The following is a 14374-nucleotide window of genomic DNA, read 5'->3' on the forward strand; positions in this document are numbered from 1 at the left end:
AAGTAATGGAATGAACGCGACAGACCGCTTAGCCGATTGGCGCCCTGCCATTTTGACGGATGTTGACGCCATCTACGGTATCCAGTGCATCGTACATGCCGAATACCCCGAGGCGCGGGAGGTTCTGCTTGAGAGGCTGGAACTGTGCCCTGCGGGATGTTTCGTGCTGGAAAAAGGCGGCGTGGTTTCGGGATATGTGCTCAGCCACCCTTGGCGCCGTCTCTCGCCGCCGCCGATCGATACCAGGCTCGGGGCAATCCCGGCAGGCGCGGATAGCTGGTATCTGCACGATCTGGCCTTGTTGCCGGGCACGCGTGGTTCCGGCGCGGGTGCGAAAGTGGCGACGCTGCTTGCGGAACGCGCCCGCAGGGATGGATACCAAACCCTGGCACTGGTCTCGGTCAACGGATCGCAAGGTTTCTGGGAACGGCAGGGTTTTTCCGTGCACCAGGATGAAACGCTTGCCGCCAAGCTTTCCGGCTATGGCAACGAGGCCGTCTACATGGAGCGCGATCTGGCTGGCGCGGATCGGCGCTAGGATGTTTTCCCGGTGTCTGTCGCCAGGCGCGGGCGCCCTTTTTCCGCCACCGCAATACCACCCAGCACCAGCACGATTGCGACGATATGGAATGTCTGCAGCGCCTCGCCGATCAGGGCGATCGACAGCAACGTGCCGAAGATCGGGATTGTGTTGATGAACAGGCCGGCCCGGTTCGGGCCGATCAGCTCAACCCCGCGCACGTACAGAATCTGCGACACAAGAGAGGGCAGGAGGCCGGCATAGGCGACGATGATCCAGCCTTGCGTATCCGGCCAGATCATCCGGCCGGTGGAGAATTCCCAGACGACCAGCGGAATGCTGCTGACCAGCGCTCCGAAGGCAGAGATCGCGATCAGGCTTTTCCAGTGGATTGCCGGTTTCCAGCGCAGCGCCACCGTATAGCCGGCATAGACCAGCACCGCTGCCATCATCAGCGCGTCACCCTGGTTGAGATCAAGGGAGAGGATTGTCGTCAGATCGCCGTGCGATGCGGTCAGCGCCACGCCGAACAGCGTCAGTGTAAAACCGGCGATCTGCGCCATGGAAAAGGCGGTGCGGAACAGCACATAGTTCATGACGAAGATCACCATCGGAATGCCAGCCTGTTCGATGACGGCATTTATGGCGCTGGTGAACTGCAGAGCCGAATAGAGAAAAGCATTGAAGGCGGTGAAGCCGACGGTGCCGTAGCCAAGCAGGAGCAGCCAGTTCTTGCGGATAACCGGAAAATCGCGGCGCACTTGCGGAGCGGCAAAAATCAAAAGCACGCTGCAGGCAATCACCCAGCGCATTTCCGTCAGCATCATCGGACTGACATGGCCGATCGCCATCTTTCCGGCCACCGTGTTCCCGCCCCAGATCAGGGTGGTGATGCAGAGGATGATGTAAGCTTGCAGATTGACGGGCACGGTATTCCCTAAGGCAAAGCATGACGGCTGCGGCGAGGGCGGTAAAGGACGGGGCTGCTGTATCGGCGTTTGCCGACGCAGCTTTGTCCGTGCATTGAATCAACCCGGACCGCAGAAGGCAAGCCCGCATTTTTGGCCGTTGGCAGTCTTGTCCGCGCAGAGATGTCGTGACAGGTTCGGTTTGAAATCCGGGAGGCGCGTGATGAAGCAGATGCTGGCAGTGCTTATCCTGATGCTAGCCCCAAGCGTGTCCGTGGCTGCGGCCGGTTTCGACTGTGCCAAGGCGTCCACCGTCGACGAGCATATCGTCTGCGACATTCCGCAACTATCGCAATTGGACAGCCTGCTGCAGCCAGCCTATCTGGAGGCGAAAGCGGCATCGCCGGATGAAAACGTGCCACGCATGGCGCGGGATTTTCTGGTGGATCGCCATGCCTGCGGGGACGACCAGGCCTGTCTCCTCAGCACTTATCTCGGGGCGCTTGACGGATTTAATGACCTTGGTGCCACAGTTGAGTTTCCCACGGATATCACCGCCGAAACCATATCCAATGGCCGTGCCAAGGCATCGGAAGCTGTACCCGAAAAGGTTGGCCAATGCGTCCTGACGCAAGTGCTGGAAGTGCATCCCCGCATCGGTGACGATTTCGCCGCCGGGACCGGCGTCGATTTCTCCAATGAAGGATATCAGGTGTCCTATGACCGGGAAGAGGCGCTGATTGCATCAAGGCCGAAGGACGAGGTCGTCATGTGCCTCATCTCAGTTCCACATCATTGCCCAGATGGTGACGACAGGGGCGGGTTTACATGACCACCAACAAAAGGACCGGCGGAACTTGGGCGCTGGCGGACTCGCAGCATATGTGTGGCGGCGCTTAAGGGGCGGGCCCTGTTTGCGCGCTCGCGACGGGTGTACGAAAGGGCATGGATATGCGGCCGATCCGGGCGGTTTTATCAGTATCCCCGGCTAACTTCGTCTTGCGAAACAGCGCGCCAATGCAAAGTTCGGGGGTTAAATGCGGTCTTCACCATGCAAAAACCTCGAATCCCGGCCTAAGCAGGGTCGCTTTCCAAAAAACAAAACAGTATAGATGCGCGGGTTTGAAGACAGCGCATGACTGGCGCCAAGGAAACAGGAAATCTGAAATGACGAATGTCGTGGTGGTCGGATCGCAATGGGGTGACGAAGGCAAGGGCAAGATTGTCGATTGGCTCTCCGAGCGTGCCGACATCGTTGTGCGCTTTCAGGGCGGGCACAATGCCGGCCATACCCTTGTGATCGATGGCACCAGCTACAAGCTGTCGCTCTTGCCTTCCGGCGTCGTGCGCCCGGGCAAGCTCGCGGTCATCGGCAATGGCGTGGTCATCGATCCGCATGCGCTGCTTGCCGAGATCGAGAAGCTCGACAAGCAGGGCGTCACCATTACGCCGGAAAACCTGCGCATCGCCGACAATGCCACGCTGATCCTGTCGCTGCACCGCGAGCTGGACGGCATTCGCGAAGATGCTGCGTCCAACAGCGGCACCAAGATCGGCACGACCCGTCGCGGCATCGGCCCGGCCTACGAAGACAAGGTCGGCCGCCGTGCCATCCGCGTCATGGATCTCGCCGATCTCGACACGCTGCCGGCCAAGATCGATCGTCTGCTCACTCATCACAACGCGCTGCGCCGTGGTCTTGGCGAAGCCGAAGTGAGCCATGAGGCGATCATGACCGAGCTTTCCTCGATCGCCGCTCGCGTTCTGCCGTTCATGGAAACCGTCTGGCTGCTGCTTGACCGCCAGCGCCGCAAGGGTGCGCGTATCCTGTTCGAAGGCGCCCAGGGCACGTTGCTCGACATCGACCACGGCACCTATCCCTTCGTCACTTCGTCCAATACGGTGGCTGGTCAGGCCGCTGCCGGTTCCGGCATGGGCCCTGGGGCGCTCGGCTACATCCTCGGCATCACCAAGGCTTACACGACCCGCGTCGGCGAAGGTCCGTTCCCGACGGAATTGCATGACGAAATCGGCCAGTTCCTCGGCGAAAAGGGCCACGAATTCGGCACCGTGACCGGCCGCAAGCGCCGTTGCGGCTGGTTCGATGCGGCTCTAGTGCGCCAGTCGGTTGCCACAAACGGCATCACCGGCATCGCGCTCACCAAGCTCGATGTGCTCGATGGCCTCGACGAATTGAAGATCTGCGTCGGCTATACGCTGGACGGTGTCGAGATCGATCATCTGCCGGCAAGCCAGGCACAGCAGGCGCAGGCAAAGCCCGTCTACATCACGCTCGAAGGCTGGAAAGAATCGACCGTCGGTGCCCGTAGCTGGGCGCAGCTTCCGGCCCAGGCGATCAAATATGTACGTCAGGTCGAAGAGCTGATCGGCGCGCCGGTGGCGCTGCTTTCCACCAGCCCTGAGCGCGACGACACCATACTTGTGACGGACCCGTTTGAGGACTAGTCTGACGTTGACGACTAGGGAAGAATTTGGCGTAAACAGGCCGATGGTATGAGAAAGTTCTGATGGCGGATTTTGTTGCAGTTATTCGAAGGACCGTCGATGGTCTGTCGGACAATGTTCCCGAAATGCGGGCCAAGGTCTATGACAAGGCACGCGGCGCCGTCCGCCGTCAGCTTGAAAGCATGAAGCCTCGTCCTTCGGACGAGATGATCGAACGCCAGATGGTCAAGCTTGAGGCGGCGATCAGCGAAGTCGAGGGCGATCACGTCGAGGCCTTGCCGCCGCTCGAGGACGAACAGGTTGATTCGCCTCCGGATGTCGTTGACGCCGGTGACGAAATACCTGCCGCTCCGGTTTATGAAGACGAAGCCCCCCAGCCAGCGGAAACTGCTGCTGCCGTCCAGCCGGAGCATGAACCTGCCGTCGAAGACACGCAGCCGGCTGTGGTGGAGCCGGTCGAGCAGTATGAAGAGCCAGCCGCGGCCGTGCCCACAGTGGCCTTTGAACCGGCTGTCGTCGAAGAACACACCTATCATGAGCCTGTGCCGGCCGAGCAACCCGCCGTTGCTGAGCCTGTTGACGTCGCTCATCCTTTCGAAGACCACCCGCAGACAGCGCCGATCTATTCGGCCGAGCCGGTAGAATACCAGCCGGAACCTCATCCGGAACCCGAGTTTTACCGGGAACCGGCACTGCAGTACGAGCCAGAACCAGAACCAGAACCTGTGGATGCGGTTGTCTACGAACCGCCCGCCGTTTCCGATCCGGAGATTGCCGAAACTATTCATCCGGTGCCCGAAGCTGGTGAGGAGCCGGCCGAAGAAAAACCATTGCCGCCGGGACCTTCCGAGTGGGAATTGCCAGAGTGGAACGATCCGGTACCAGCCTCCGCACAGAGCGAGCAGGTGTGGAACAGGCCCGTCAGCACTAAGGCGGTAACCGACGAAATTCCCGATCTGACGGACTACGAGCCGGTCGAAACAGTCAGGCCGTTGCACGATACCGCCGAGGCCAAGGATAAGCCGGCTGCAGTCCCGGCGCAGACATGGGCCTGGGATGACAGCGATCCCTTCGCCGAGACGACAGCGATGGCTGCTGCGGAAACCTCCGAACCGGCGATTTCCGATTGGTCCTGGCCTGTTGAGAAGACATCGGCTGCAGAACCGGCGCAGCAGAAGACCGTCAATGATGGCTGGAACGAAATAGACGAACTTCTGGCCCATGGCAGCGTTGCGGCCGGTGCTGCCACCGCCTCGACCGCGCAGGCGGGCAGAAGCTCTGCCGTATCGCCGCTGGACGACGAGATGGATGTGCCGTCACGGCCGGTTTCCTATCGGGTCGAGCCGAAGCGCTCGCGGTTCAACGCAAAGGCCATCGGGCTGAGCGCGGTTCTTCTGCTTATTCTTGGCGGCGGCGGTTATGCTTATTGGCAAAATCAAACTGCGGTGAATGCATGGATTTCCGGTATGCTTTCGTCGGTGACCGCCAAGGCACCGGGTCAGACGACCCCGGAGGCATCGACACCTGCTGAAGGCAGCAAGGACCAGACGGCGCCAGAAACGAATAATCAGACGCAAACCCCGGCGAATACCGACGTCGCATCGGCCGAAGGCAGCAGCAAGTTCACGCAGCGCCTGCAGCAGGATGGAACCGAGATCGATTCTGGTCCGGCGGCGATACCCGCAGGCGCAAATGCTGCCGAGGAAGGCAAGTCTGTTGCTGCGCAGACGGAGGCCGGCAAACCGGTCGATACGGCGCAGGCGACGGCTACCACGCCTGAAGGTCAGGCGGCGACGGATGCACAGCCCGCTCAGCCGGTCCCTGGACAGCAGACCGCCACCAACCCGGCGACGCAGCAGGTACCCGCCGGAGCGCAGAAGATGTTCCTCTATGAGGAACGGCTGGGCCAGTCCGCACCAACAGCGATCGAAGGAAACGTTGCGTGGTCCGTCAAGGAGGAGTCGCCGGGCGGCGATGCCAAACCTGAGCCGGTCATTCAGGCGCAGATCAACGTTCCCGAACGTGGCCTGACTGCCCTCATGACGATCAAGCGCAATGCGGACTCCTCGCTGCCGGCAAGCCATGTGATCGAATTCGTCTTTTCGCTGCCCGAGAATTTCGAAGGTGGCAGCATCGATAGCGTCCAGCGCGTTTCGATGAAGCGCAACGAGCAGGATCGGGGTGATGCGTTGATCGCGGTTCCGGCCAAGATCACCGAAGATTTCCACATGATCGCGCTCAACGACTTCCCCGAAGCCGTGGCAACGAATACCGAACTGCTGCGCGCTCGCGGCTGGATGGATATTCCCTTGACCTATCGCAACGGCCGCCGCGCGCTGTTGACGCTGGAGAAGGGGGCCGCTGGAACAGAGGCCTTCACCAAGGCGATGCAGGCATGGAGCCTGGCAGCAAAGCCTGATCCGGCCGGTCAATAATTCTCGTACAAGCACAAAAAGAAACCCGGCTGGAGCAATCCAACCGGGTTTTTGTTTGTAAAATCAGCGCCGGTGTCAGGCGTCTTCGACGACGCGGAGCGCGTTCTGACGATCCTGGGCTGCCTTGCGGACGGCGTCCTGGACCTTTTCGAAGGCGCGGACCTCGATCTGGCGGACACGCTCGCGGCTGATATTGAACTCGGTCGACAGGTCCTCGAGCGTCACCGGATCTTCCGTCAGGCGGCGGGCCTCGAAAATACGGCGTTCACGGTCGTTCAACACGTTCATTGCGCTCGACAGAAGGCTGCGGCGGTTTTCCAGTTCGTCCTGCTCGATGAGGATGTCTTCCTGGCTCTCATGGTCATCGACGAGCCAATCCTGCCACTGGCCGGATTCGCCTTCACCTGCCTTGATCGGCGCGTTCAGCGAGGCATCTCCGGAGAGGCGCTGGTTCATCGAAATCACTTCGGCTTCCGAAACCTTGAGCGTGGTTGCGATGTGCGCAACCTGATCGGGTTTCAGATCACCCTCGTCGAGTGCCTGGATCTTGCCCTTGAGGCGGCGCAGGTTAAAGAACAGCCGCTTCTGGTTGGCGGTTGTCCCCATTTTTACCAGCGACCACGAACGCAGGATGTATTCCTGGATAGAAGCCTTGATCCACCACATCGCGTATGTCGCCAAACGGAAACCACGTTCAGGATCGAACTTCTTGACAGCCTGCATGAGGCCGACATTGCCTTCGGATACGACTTCACCGATCGGCAGGCCATAGCCGCGATAACCCATGGCGATCTTCGCCACGAGGCGTAGATGGCTGGTTACGAGCTGATGGGCGGCCTTGCGGTCGTCATGCTCCTGATACCGCTTGGCGAGCATGTACTCTTCCTGCGGTTCAAGCATGGGAAATTTGCGGATTTCGTCGAGATAGCGGTTAAGGCCGCCTTCTCCTGCGGTAATGGACGGTAACGTACTGCGGGCCATGATGCACCCCCTTTCGCGTTCCGGCCTCCTGATGGCAGGCCGGGCATGTGGGTCTCTCCGACCCCACATCCTCATAGATAAGTGCGGCGAAAGCATGATTCAAGAACTCCGGTTTCACAGAGATGTGAAGCCAGAGAAGCGCATGCTCCAGTTGGGTTACAGCCTGTAAATTGGGTTCGCCCTCGAAATATCAAGGAGGCACCATTCACATTTCGCAAAAATGCTGGCGTGCGTAGGACACATTGGCGAGGCTTGAGGCAGCAGCTCGTGCAGGCCTCAAAGCCGCGCTTTCCGGACCATAACATTCCGAACAAATCTACTCAATTTAAGATTGCATCTAGCTCTATGATTCTCCAAATCGACGCTTCTGGCAAAGTGGGAGGATGAATATTGTTGAAAATCACAGTCGCGATTCTTGCCTCAATCGCAGGCGCCTTCATTACTTTCGCCTCGGCGCAAGATCCGACCAGCAAGACAATTGGTGTCTATGACGACCGGCCGTTTATTTGTGGTGCGCTGTTTACCGTATTGGTTGAAGCACATTCCGAGGATCGGGATAGAGAGGTTTATAATCATTATAAATCGAGGTTTGACCGGTCGTTTGATAAAGCGAAATCCAATATCAGGAGCGCCGGCGGCGGTGACCACGACGCAGCGTTGAAAATGCAGGAAAATATTGAGTTTCTCGCGAAGTTGCTGGATCAGAAGAAACCTGAAACCGGAGATCTTCTCTCGTCCTGCGAACGCTCTTAAAGCCATTCGTATACGCCAGAAGACTTGAACCCCGCCGGAAGCGGGGTTCTCACATTACAGCCGTCATCAGTGTACAGCGGAACTATCCTGTTCTTCCTCGAACATGACAGCCACATCGCTATTGGCGCTCAAGCGAACGCGATTGTCATCGACGCTGGCAACCAGTTCGAGTGCGATGAAGTGGTGATGGCCTTCGTGGCCGGAGCCGCTGTCCTTCTTGGTCAGCTTGATACGGTCGCCTTCGACGTGATCGACCGTGCCGACATGAAGGCCGTCGGCGCTGATTATTTCGGCATGTTCTCTGATCTGTGTGACATCAATCATCGAGTCTCTCCTTTTGCTGTCCTGCCAAAACGCGTGAGAGCAGGAAAGGATGCATGCCGGCGTCGCTACCAATGTGGAATCTTACTCGTCAAGCCTCTGTGTCCGCATCGTCGGTTCCATCCCGGCGATAACGGCTGTATCCGTCGCCATAGGCCTGGCATCGAGAGAGACCGATGTCTTTCAGCTGCTCATCATTGAGTTCCAGCAATGCCAGCTGGTTGCGCCGCTGCTGCAATGTCCTGCCAAGAAATCTAAGGATCGCGGGCAGATGGGGAAACCGCATTTGGTACGTTACGGGGGCCAGTGCCTTACCTCCGGCACCCGGTGAAACAAGCTTCAATTCGGCGATCAGGGCGTGTTCGTTCGGCACGCGATCACCGATCACATGGGGTTCGTTCTTCATCGATGTTTCTCCGGAAATGCCGGCCCCCTACCGGGCCGGCGTGTCAGGGCAGGGGACCGGTTCCGGTCCTATCCCTTCGATACCTGGGTGGGATGGATTGCAGCGTCGGCCTCGCGTAGCGCCCGCGCACATTCCTGGCAGCAGACCTCGACGGTCTTGCCCCCGATCTTGACGGCGATGCGGCTGGCATCGAGTTCGCAGTCACAGGCGGCGCATGTATTTTCCTGCATGATCATTCTCCGTTCGGTGTGTTTCGACCAGGAGAGAAGACCATTTTCGCCAAGACGGCGCTGTCAGATTCTTTAGCGATATTGTCTGCAGATCAGAAGGAGGAGGATCAGCGCAGGCCAGCGAAGCGCTGGAATTCGGCCGGAGTGCGGCCATAGGCCTGGCGGAATGATGATGAGAAATGGCTGTGGCTCGAAAAGCCGAGATCAAGGCCAAGCCCCGTCAGGTCGTCATAGCTTCCAAGCAGGTCGAGCGCCTTGGCCAGTCTCAGCCGCAGATGATAGCGGTAGAGCGGCGTTCCTTCCACCTGCTGGAAGACCTGGGTGAGGTAAACCGGCGAGACGCCGGCGTCACGGGCGATTTCAGCCAGTGTCCAGCGCCGTGCAAGATCGGAGGAGAGGATAAGCTTGGCCCTGTCCACCAGCTTCTGCCGGCCAAGGCTGGCGGTAGCGGCGCGGGCCGTCCGTTCGCCGACGGCGCGGCGCACCAGCGTCATTGCCAGCGTTTCCGCCTCCAAAGTTTCAGCCGTGCCCCTGAGCAGGGTGTGACGCAGCAGAGCCACGAGTGCCTGTGCGCGGGCGTCTATGCGCAGACGCTGCTTGTTGAAGGCGAACGGGCTTCTCTCCGCCTGGTGAACCTTCGGCACCAGTTCCTCAAGCGCCGTTTCGTGCACGGCCAAGCTCAGGCATGCATCGCCGCCTTCCACCGGGTGGCTGATGCGATAGTCCTCGTCCCGGTTGAAGAACAGGACCTGATTTGCCTCGGCAACGGTATCGTCGCTGCCGACATGACGCAGGAAGACGCCGCGATAGGGAAACACCAGACTGGTCACGCGCGAACATTCCTCGTCGCTCTTGTGCCGGCATTCGCCGGTGCACAGCACGTCGTGGACTGACCATCTCGGTATCGAGAATTTTCCTGGCCGCAAACTGGCTCATGGACGCTCCGTGTGTCGAGGAGCGTTATACGCCTCGAAGGGACGGCCGCCAAGATATCCCCGTCAGCCGCGCAAGGCTTCGACCAGTTCCTTCATATCATCGGGAACCGGCGATTCGAAATGCATGGTCTTGCCGGTGGTCGGGTGCTCGAAGGCCAGCATGAAGGCGTGCAGGGCCTGGCGCGGGAAACGGTTGACGACCGCCTTTGCCGCGTCCGGCAACAGATTGGCCTTCGTCTTGAAGGCGGCGCCGTAATCCGGATCGCCGATCAGCGGATGGCCGATATAGGCCATGTGGACGCGGATCTGGTGGGTGCGGCCGGTTTCGAGGTTGCAGCGGACCATGGCAGCAAGCGCCGTGGAATCCGGCTTTTCGAGATAGCGCTCGACCACCTGATAGTGGGTGATCGCCTCGCGGGCGTCATCGGCGCCCTCCTGCTTGACCGCGCGCTTGATGCGATCTCCAGCGCGGCCGAGCGGCGCATCGATCGTGCCCTTCAGGCCGCGCGGGCGGCCCCAGACGATGGCCATATAGGCGCGCTCCAGCGGGCCGGTGCGGCCGTGGTCGGCAAACTGGTCGGAGAGGTGGCGATGGGCGATATCGTTCTTGGCGACTACCATGACGCCGCTGGTGTCCTTGTCGAGCCGGTGGACGATGCCGGGGCGCTTGACGCCGCCGATACCCGAAAGGCTTGCGCCGCAATGATGGATCAGCGCGTTGACCAGCGTACCGGTCCAGTTGCCAGCGCCCGGATGAACCACAAGGCCCGGCGGCTTGACCAGCACGATCAGGTCGTCGTCCTCATAGAGCACGTCGAGCGGGATGTCCTCGCCCTTCGGCTCCGGGTCTTCCGCTTCGGGCATGCCGATCTCGAAGACGTCGCCGGGCTGCACCTTCTTCTTGGCTTCCTTGACGGTCTTGCCATTGACGGAGACCTCGCCCTGTTCGATCAGGCTCTTGATGCGGTTGCGCGAAAACTCGCCGCCCAGCGCTTCCGTCAGATACGCGTCCATGCGGCCAGTCGCATCCTCATTTGCCGTGAGGACTTTCCTAATCGCCGAGGCTTGTTTAAAGGGGTCGTTCATTCTCGTTCCATTCCGCAGGGTAGGCCAGCCATGTCCAATCAGAAACCAGTCGAACAGGAAGACAAGCCGCTCGATCCGGTGATGGAGAACGTGCGCCGCAAGATGGTCAAGCTGCAGCTGGTCTCGGCCGGTGTCATGTTGGTGATGCTTATGGTCGTGCTTTCAGCGATTGTCTATAAGCTTACGCGTCCGGGCAAGGCCGATGTGGCGCAAAGCGCCTCTGTCGCGGTGCCGGGCGAGGCGCCGCTGACGGCAATCGCTGCGCTGCCTGCCGGCTTCCAAATATCCGACGTTGCTTTGTCGGGCGGACAGATCCTGTTCTATGGGGTGGTTGCCGGTGGAGATCGCAAGGCCATCGTCTTCGATATCGCTGCCGGCCGCATCGTTGCGGATGTTTCCGTCAAGACCAACTGAGAAGGCTTGGCCGTGATCCCGCTGCGCATCGACGACCCGGCTGATCCACGCATCGCCGGCTTCGTCTCGATCAAGGAGCGCGACCTGACGGGCCGGAATGGCCGTTTCATCGCCGAGGGCACCGTCGTCCTGCGCATGCTGGCGGCCGCGCATCGCGCCGGGCGTGGCATCGAAGCTGAAGCCATCCTGCTGCTCGAAAACCGTGTCGATGGTGTCAGCGGCATCCTGGCTGAATTCCCGGCCGATATTCCCGTCTATGTCGCCAGTGCCCCGGTGTTCGATGCCATTGCTGGTTTCAACATGCACCGGGGTGTGCTGGCGCTGGGCAAGCGGCAATCGGCACCCAGTCTGGATGCGCTTGTCAGTAACCTTCCCAGGAAGAGCCTGATTCTGGCCGCCTGCGGCATCTCCAACCATGACAATATGGGCTCGATGTTCCGCAACGCCGCCGCTTTCGGTGTCGATGCCGTCCTGATGGACGAAACCAGTTGTGATCCAATGTATCGCAAGGCGATCCGGGTCTCGGTCGGCTCGGTTCTGAGCGTGCCTTTTGCCCGCGAGGGATCGGTCACGGCGCTGATCGGGCGTCTGCAGGCGGAAGGCTTTGCGATCTGGGGATTGTCGCCGCGCGGCAAAACCGATCTGCACAATATTACATCATCGCCGCGCACCGTGCTTCTTGCCGGAACGGAAGGCGAGGGGCTGCCTGAAGACATCATGGCATCGATCCGGACCGCCCGCATCCGCCAGCGGCCGGGCCTCGACAGCCTGAACGTTGCGACAGCGACAGGCATCGCGCTGCATCAGGTGGCGATGATCAACGGCTTTATCTGACGTCAGAGGTTAGTGATGGTCCGGCGGCAGCATGTCGCGGGCGCGGGCAGCGAGACTTTTGTCCGGACCGTCAGGCTGCGTGGATGCCGCCGAGAGCAGGGCGGGTATCGGCGATCCCTGGCCTTCCTTGGCCGCGGTCAAAACGACCATGGTTGCCGCGATATTGGCAATCTCCTCGCGGATGGCATCGTCGTGCGCTGAAGATGTCGAGTTGATCAGCTGCTCCGAGAGCGCTGCGGCCCGATTGCGGGCATACTCGGCCGGCACGGTCAGATCGATTGCGGCTATAGGCGACATGGTGTTCTGTGCATCGGCGTTGTCCTGTGTTTCGGTGTGTAGCGTGCCGCCTGTTGCCGTATCCGCGGCTGTGGGTTTCTTTTCGCGGCGCACGGGCATGGTCAGGCCGGCGGCTCGCAGGGCCTTCGAGGCATCGCGCAGGTCCGTGCCCGCCTCCCTGACCTTGGCCTTCAAGCGCTCGATCTCACTGGCCCTGCGTTCCAGAAAACTGTCCTTGTCCGCATTGGTGGCCATCTCCCTGGCAAGTTTTGCCTCGAACTGCTTCAGGCGGGTTTCGTCACGGGCAAGCCGGACTTCCAGTTCCCGCGCCTTGGTGCTTTCAGCTTTCAGTTCGTTACGCGTGATCTCGCGTTCGTCCTTCAGGCCGGCAATGCGGCTTTTCAGGTTTTCGGCTTCCGCATCATGGGCAGCCACGTCGATCTTCAGGCTGTCCATATCTCCGGAAAGGTGATCCACCTGTCTGTTCAGGGTTTTGATGTCGATGTTCTTTTTGACATTGTCGCGCTCGACATCGGCAAGCGTCGCCTTCAGCCGCTCAATGTTCTGCTCGAGCTGGCGGGCAGCCGAGCGCAGGTCTGCCGCTTCCACATTCATGTCGGCAAGTTGCGCATGCAGGTCGGCGTTTTCGCCGGCGAGGCGCTGGGTTTCCTTGAGGGTCGAGCCGTTTTGAAGCAAAAGCACGACGTTCTTGTCGCGCTCGCGTTTCAGCATCTGGCTGGTTCGGGCATTTTCGGCCGCGTAGCCGGCGCGGGCCGCGTCTTTCTGGGCTCGAACCTCTTGCGGCGATAGCGGCATTGTTGCCGTCAGCCGGTCCTCGGCAAAGCGGACGATGCGCCTGTGCACGACTGGCGCCACCAGCAGGCCGAGCATAGCCGCGGTGAGAAAACCCAGGGCAAACAGGAGTGCGAATTCAATCACGGGCTGGCCATTTCAGTTCAGAGCACGCGGCGATACGCCATAATCCATGGTTTTCGTTTCATTCGCACTAAAGACGAACGACAATATGACTTCAAGTGTTCGCGAACGCGCATTTTTTCCAGTCACCGCAGTGCCCGGAAAGACTTTCGGAAAACCAGGGGAGAGTTTTGCGTCAGAAGGGGTTCCATGTCGGCTGCTGGGTCAGCTTCAGATAGCCGACATTGATGCCGAGGCGCGCACCAAGGCCGGTGCGGATCGGAACCAGAACGATGTTCTCGTCGGTGAGCACCGTCATGCCGACCCCGGCGACCACATAGGCCGAGCCGGAGACGCCGCCGAAGCGCTTGTAGAGCGAGGGGACGGCTGGCAGGTTGTAAACCAGCATCATCGTCCGGCTGCCCTGGCCACCCCAGTCGAGACCAAGGGATGGCCCCTGCCAGAACACGTTATGCTGGCCGGCATTCTTGGTATAGAGGTCGCCTTCGCCATAGGTCAGGCCAGCCACGAATGCGCCGGATCCTTCCTGGCCGAGAATGTAACCGTTCGGCAAGCCGTATTTGGAAAATGCGTTCTCGACCACCTTGGCAAGTCCGCCAGAGGTGGAGCCGAAGAAGCCGTGACCGGCATCGACGATTTCCTGCATCGTGTATTGTTCGCCGCTGTTGCTCTGCGCGAGCGCTGCCGGCATGAGGCTGAATGCAGCCATCATCGCCACGACTGCGCGCAAGAGTGGGAATTTCACGGCATTGACGATCCGCTGCATGTTCTTCTCCGTAATCTCAGGAGCGCCGCGACGTCATGCGCGGGCCGCTGTCCTGCCCCGTTTCACTCTGTGACGGGGTTCGGGCTGATTGTCAGCAATTTGAACCG

At 60.2% G+C, this 14374-nt stretch carries 15 protein-coding genes and 1 pseudogene; 7 read left to right on the forward strand and 9 right to left on the reverse strand.

Going from position 1 to position 14374, the window contains the following annotated elements; genetic code table 11:
- Positions 1-10: 10 nt before the first annotated feature.
- Positions 11-538, forward strand: coding sequence for a GNAT family N-acetyltransferase (locus ACP7E0_RS19195; RefSeq protein ID WP_426126907.1), 528 nt, complete (start codon positions 11-13; stop codon positions 536-538).
- Here ACP7E0_RS19195 and ACP7E0_RS19200 read toward each other — a convergent pair.
- Positions 535-1449, reverse strand: a complete 915-nt coding sequence (locus tag ACP7E0_RS19200) for a DMT family transporter (protein WP_426126909.1) — start codon at positions 1447-1449, stop codon at positions 535-537. The two genes, ACP7E0_RS19195 and ACP7E0_RS19200, sit on opposite strands and share 4 nt — an antisense overlap.
- 202 nt (positions 1450-1651) lie before the next feature.
- Here ACP7E0_RS19200 and ACP7E0_RS19205 point away from each other — a divergent pair, with 202 nt between their 5' ends.
- The 3 genes from ACP7E0_RS19205 (at position 1652) to ACP7E0_RS19215 (ending at position 6329) form a co-directional block, all read left to right on the forward strand.
- Positions 1652-2260, forward strand: a complete 609-nt coding sequence (locus tag ACP7E0_RS19205) for a lysozyme inhibitor LprI family protein (protein ID WP_426126911.1) — start codon at positions 1652-1654, stop codon at positions 2258-2260.
- A 335-nt stretch (positions 2261-2595) separates the two neighbouring features.
- Positions 2596-3894, forward strand: a complete 1299-nt coding sequence (locus ACP7E0_RS19210) for an adenylosuccinate synthase (protein ID WP_113317173.1) — start codon at positions 2596-2598, stop codon at positions 3892-3894.
- Between the two features lie 62 nt (positions 3895-3956).
- Positions 3957-6329, forward strand: a complete 2373-nt coding sequence (locus tag ACP7E0_RS19215) for a hypothetical protein (RefSeq protein ID WP_426126913.1) — start codon at positions 3957-3959, stop codon at positions 6327-6329.
- Between the two features lie 75 nt (positions 6330-6404).
- Here ACP7E0_RS19215 and rpoH read toward each other — a convergent pair whose 3' ends face one another.
- On the reverse strand, positions 6405-7310 hold the full coding sequence (gene rpoH / locus ACP7E0_RS19220) for an RNA polymerase sigma factor RpoH (RefSeq protein ID WP_113316746.1): 906 nt from the start codon (positions 7308-7310) through the stop codon (positions 6405-6407).
- 393 nt (positions 7311-7703) lie between these two features.
- On the opposite strand from rpoH, the gene ACP7E0_RS19225 reads away from it, so the two are divergent.
- Complete coding sequence (locus ACP7E0_RS19225; RefSeq protein ID WP_426126915.1) at positions 7704-8063, forward strand: hypothetical protein; 360 nt, start codon at positions 7704-7706, stop codon at positions 8061-8063.
- 66 nt (positions 8064-8129) lie between these two features.
- Here ACP7E0_RS19225 and ACP7E0_RS19230 read toward each other — a convergent pair whose 3' ends face one another.
- The 5 genes and pseudogenes from ACP7E0_RS19230 to ACP7E0_RS19250 form a co-directional block, all read right to left on the reverse strand.
- Positions 8130-8387, reverse strand: coding sequence for a DUF2171 domain-containing protein (locus tag ACP7E0_RS19230; RefSeq protein ID WP_426126917.1), 258 nt, complete (start codon positions 8385-8387; stop codon positions 8130-8132).
- A gap of 88 nt (positions 8388-8475) precedes the next feature.
- Positions 8476-8790, reverse strand: coding sequence for a DUF1127 domain-containing protein (locus tag ACP7E0_RS19235; protein ID WP_426126918.1), 315 nt, complete (start codon positions 8788-8790; stop codon positions 8476-8478).
- A gap of 68 nt (positions 8791-8858) precedes the next feature.
- Positions 8859-9020: a hypothetical protein gene (locus ACP7E0_RS19240; protein WP_426126920.1), complete on the reverse strand. Its 162-nt coding sequence runs from the start codon at positions 9018-9020 to the stop codon at positions 8859-8861.
- 107 nt (positions 9021-9127) lie between these two features.
- Positions 9128-9956: pseudogene (locus ACP7E0_RS19245) on the reverse strand (helix-turn-helix domain-containing protein).
- Positions 9957-10018: 62 nt separating this feature from the next.
- Positions 10019-11041: an RluA family pseudouridine synthase gene (locus ACP7E0_RS19250; protein WP_426126922.1), complete on the reverse strand. Its 1023-nt coding sequence runs from the start codon at positions 11039-11041 to the stop codon at positions 10019-10021.
- A 30-nt stretch (positions 11042-11071) separates the two neighbouring features.
- On the opposite strand from ACP7E0_RS19250, the gene ACP7E0_RS19255 reads away from it, so the two are divergent.
- Positions 11072-11455: a hypothetical protein gene (locus ACP7E0_RS19255; RefSeq protein WP_426126923.1), complete on the forward strand. Its 384-nt coding sequence runs from the start codon at positions 11072-11074 to the stop codon at positions 11453-11455.
- 12 nt (positions 11456-11467) lie between these two features.
- Positions 11468-12289 carry a TrmH family RNA methyltransferase gene (locus ACP7E0_RS19260; protein WP_426126925.1) on the forward strand — a complete coding sequence of 274 codons (822 nt, stop codon included), beginning with the start codon at positions 11468-11470 and terminating at the stop codon, positions 12287-12289.
- A gap of 9 nt (positions 12290-12298) precedes the next feature.
- Here ACP7E0_RS19260 and ACP7E0_RS19265 read toward each other — a convergent pair whose 3' ends face one another.
- Positions 12299-13504 (reverse strand): hypothetical protein, encoded by a 1206-nt coding sequence (locus ACP7E0_RS19265; RefSeq protein WP_426126927.1) that lies wholly within the window; start codon positions 13502-13504, stop codon positions 12299-12301.
- A gap of 172 nt (positions 13505-13676) precedes the next feature.
- A complete protein-coding gene (locus ACP7E0_RS19270) occupies positions 13677-14213 on the reverse strand; it encodes a DUF1134 domain-containing protein (RefSeq protein WP_426127044.1) in 537 nt (178 codons plus the stop codon).
- Between the last annotated feature and the right edge of the window lie 161 nt (positions 14214-14374).

It is taken from the genome of Pararhizobium sp. PWRC1-1, from assembly GCF_049897905.1.
In the GTDB taxonomy this organism is placed as follows: Bacteria; Pseudomonadota; Alphaproteobacteria; order Rhizobiales; family Rhizobiaceae; genus Pararhizobium.

Coding starts and splice junctions, on each gene's coding strand:
- ACP7E0_RS19195 (WP_426126907.1), top strand. CDS start 11: ATGAACGCGACAGACCGCTTAGCCGATTGGCGCCCTGCCATTTTGACG.
- ACP7E0_RS19205 (WP_426126911.1), top strand. CDS start 1,652: ATGAAGCAGATGCTGGCAGTGCTTATCCTGATGCTAGCCCCAAGCGTG.
- ACP7E0_RS19210 (WP_113317173.1), top strand. CDS start 2,596: ATGACGAATGTCGTGGTGGTCGGATCGCAATGGGGTGACGAAGGCAAG.
- ACP7E0_RS19215 (WP_426126913.1), top strand. CDS start 3,957: ATGGCGGATTTTGTTGCAGTTATTCGAAGGACCGTCGATGGTCTGTCG.
- rpoH (WP_113316746.1), bottom strand. CDS start 7,310: ATGGCCCGCAGTACGTTACCGTCCATTACCGCAGGAGAAGGCGGCCTT.
- ACP7E0_RS19230 (WP_426126917.1), bottom strand. CDS start 8,387: ATGATTGATGTCACACAGATCAGAGAACATGCCGAAATAATCAGCGCC.
- ACP7E0_RS19235 (WP_426126918.1), bottom strand. CDS start 8,790: ATGAAGAACGAACCCCATGTGATCGGTGATCGCGTGCCGAACGAACAC.
- ACP7E0_RS19240 (WP_426126920.1), bottom strand. CDS start 9,020: ATGCAGGAAAATACATGCGCCGCCTGTGACTGCGAACTCGATGCCAGC.
- ACP7E0_RS19250 (WP_426126922.1), bottom strand. CDS start 11,041: ATGAACGACCCCTTTAAACAAGCCTCGGCGATTAGGAAAGTCCTCACG.
- ACP7E0_RS19255 (WP_426126923.1), top strand. CDS start 11,072: ATGTCCAATCAGAAACCAGTCGAACAGGAAGACAAGCCGCTCGATCCG.
- ACP7E0_RS19270 (WP_426127044.1), bottom strand. CDS start 14,213: ATGATGGCTGCATTCAGCCTCATGCCGGCAGCGCTCGCGCAGAGCAAC.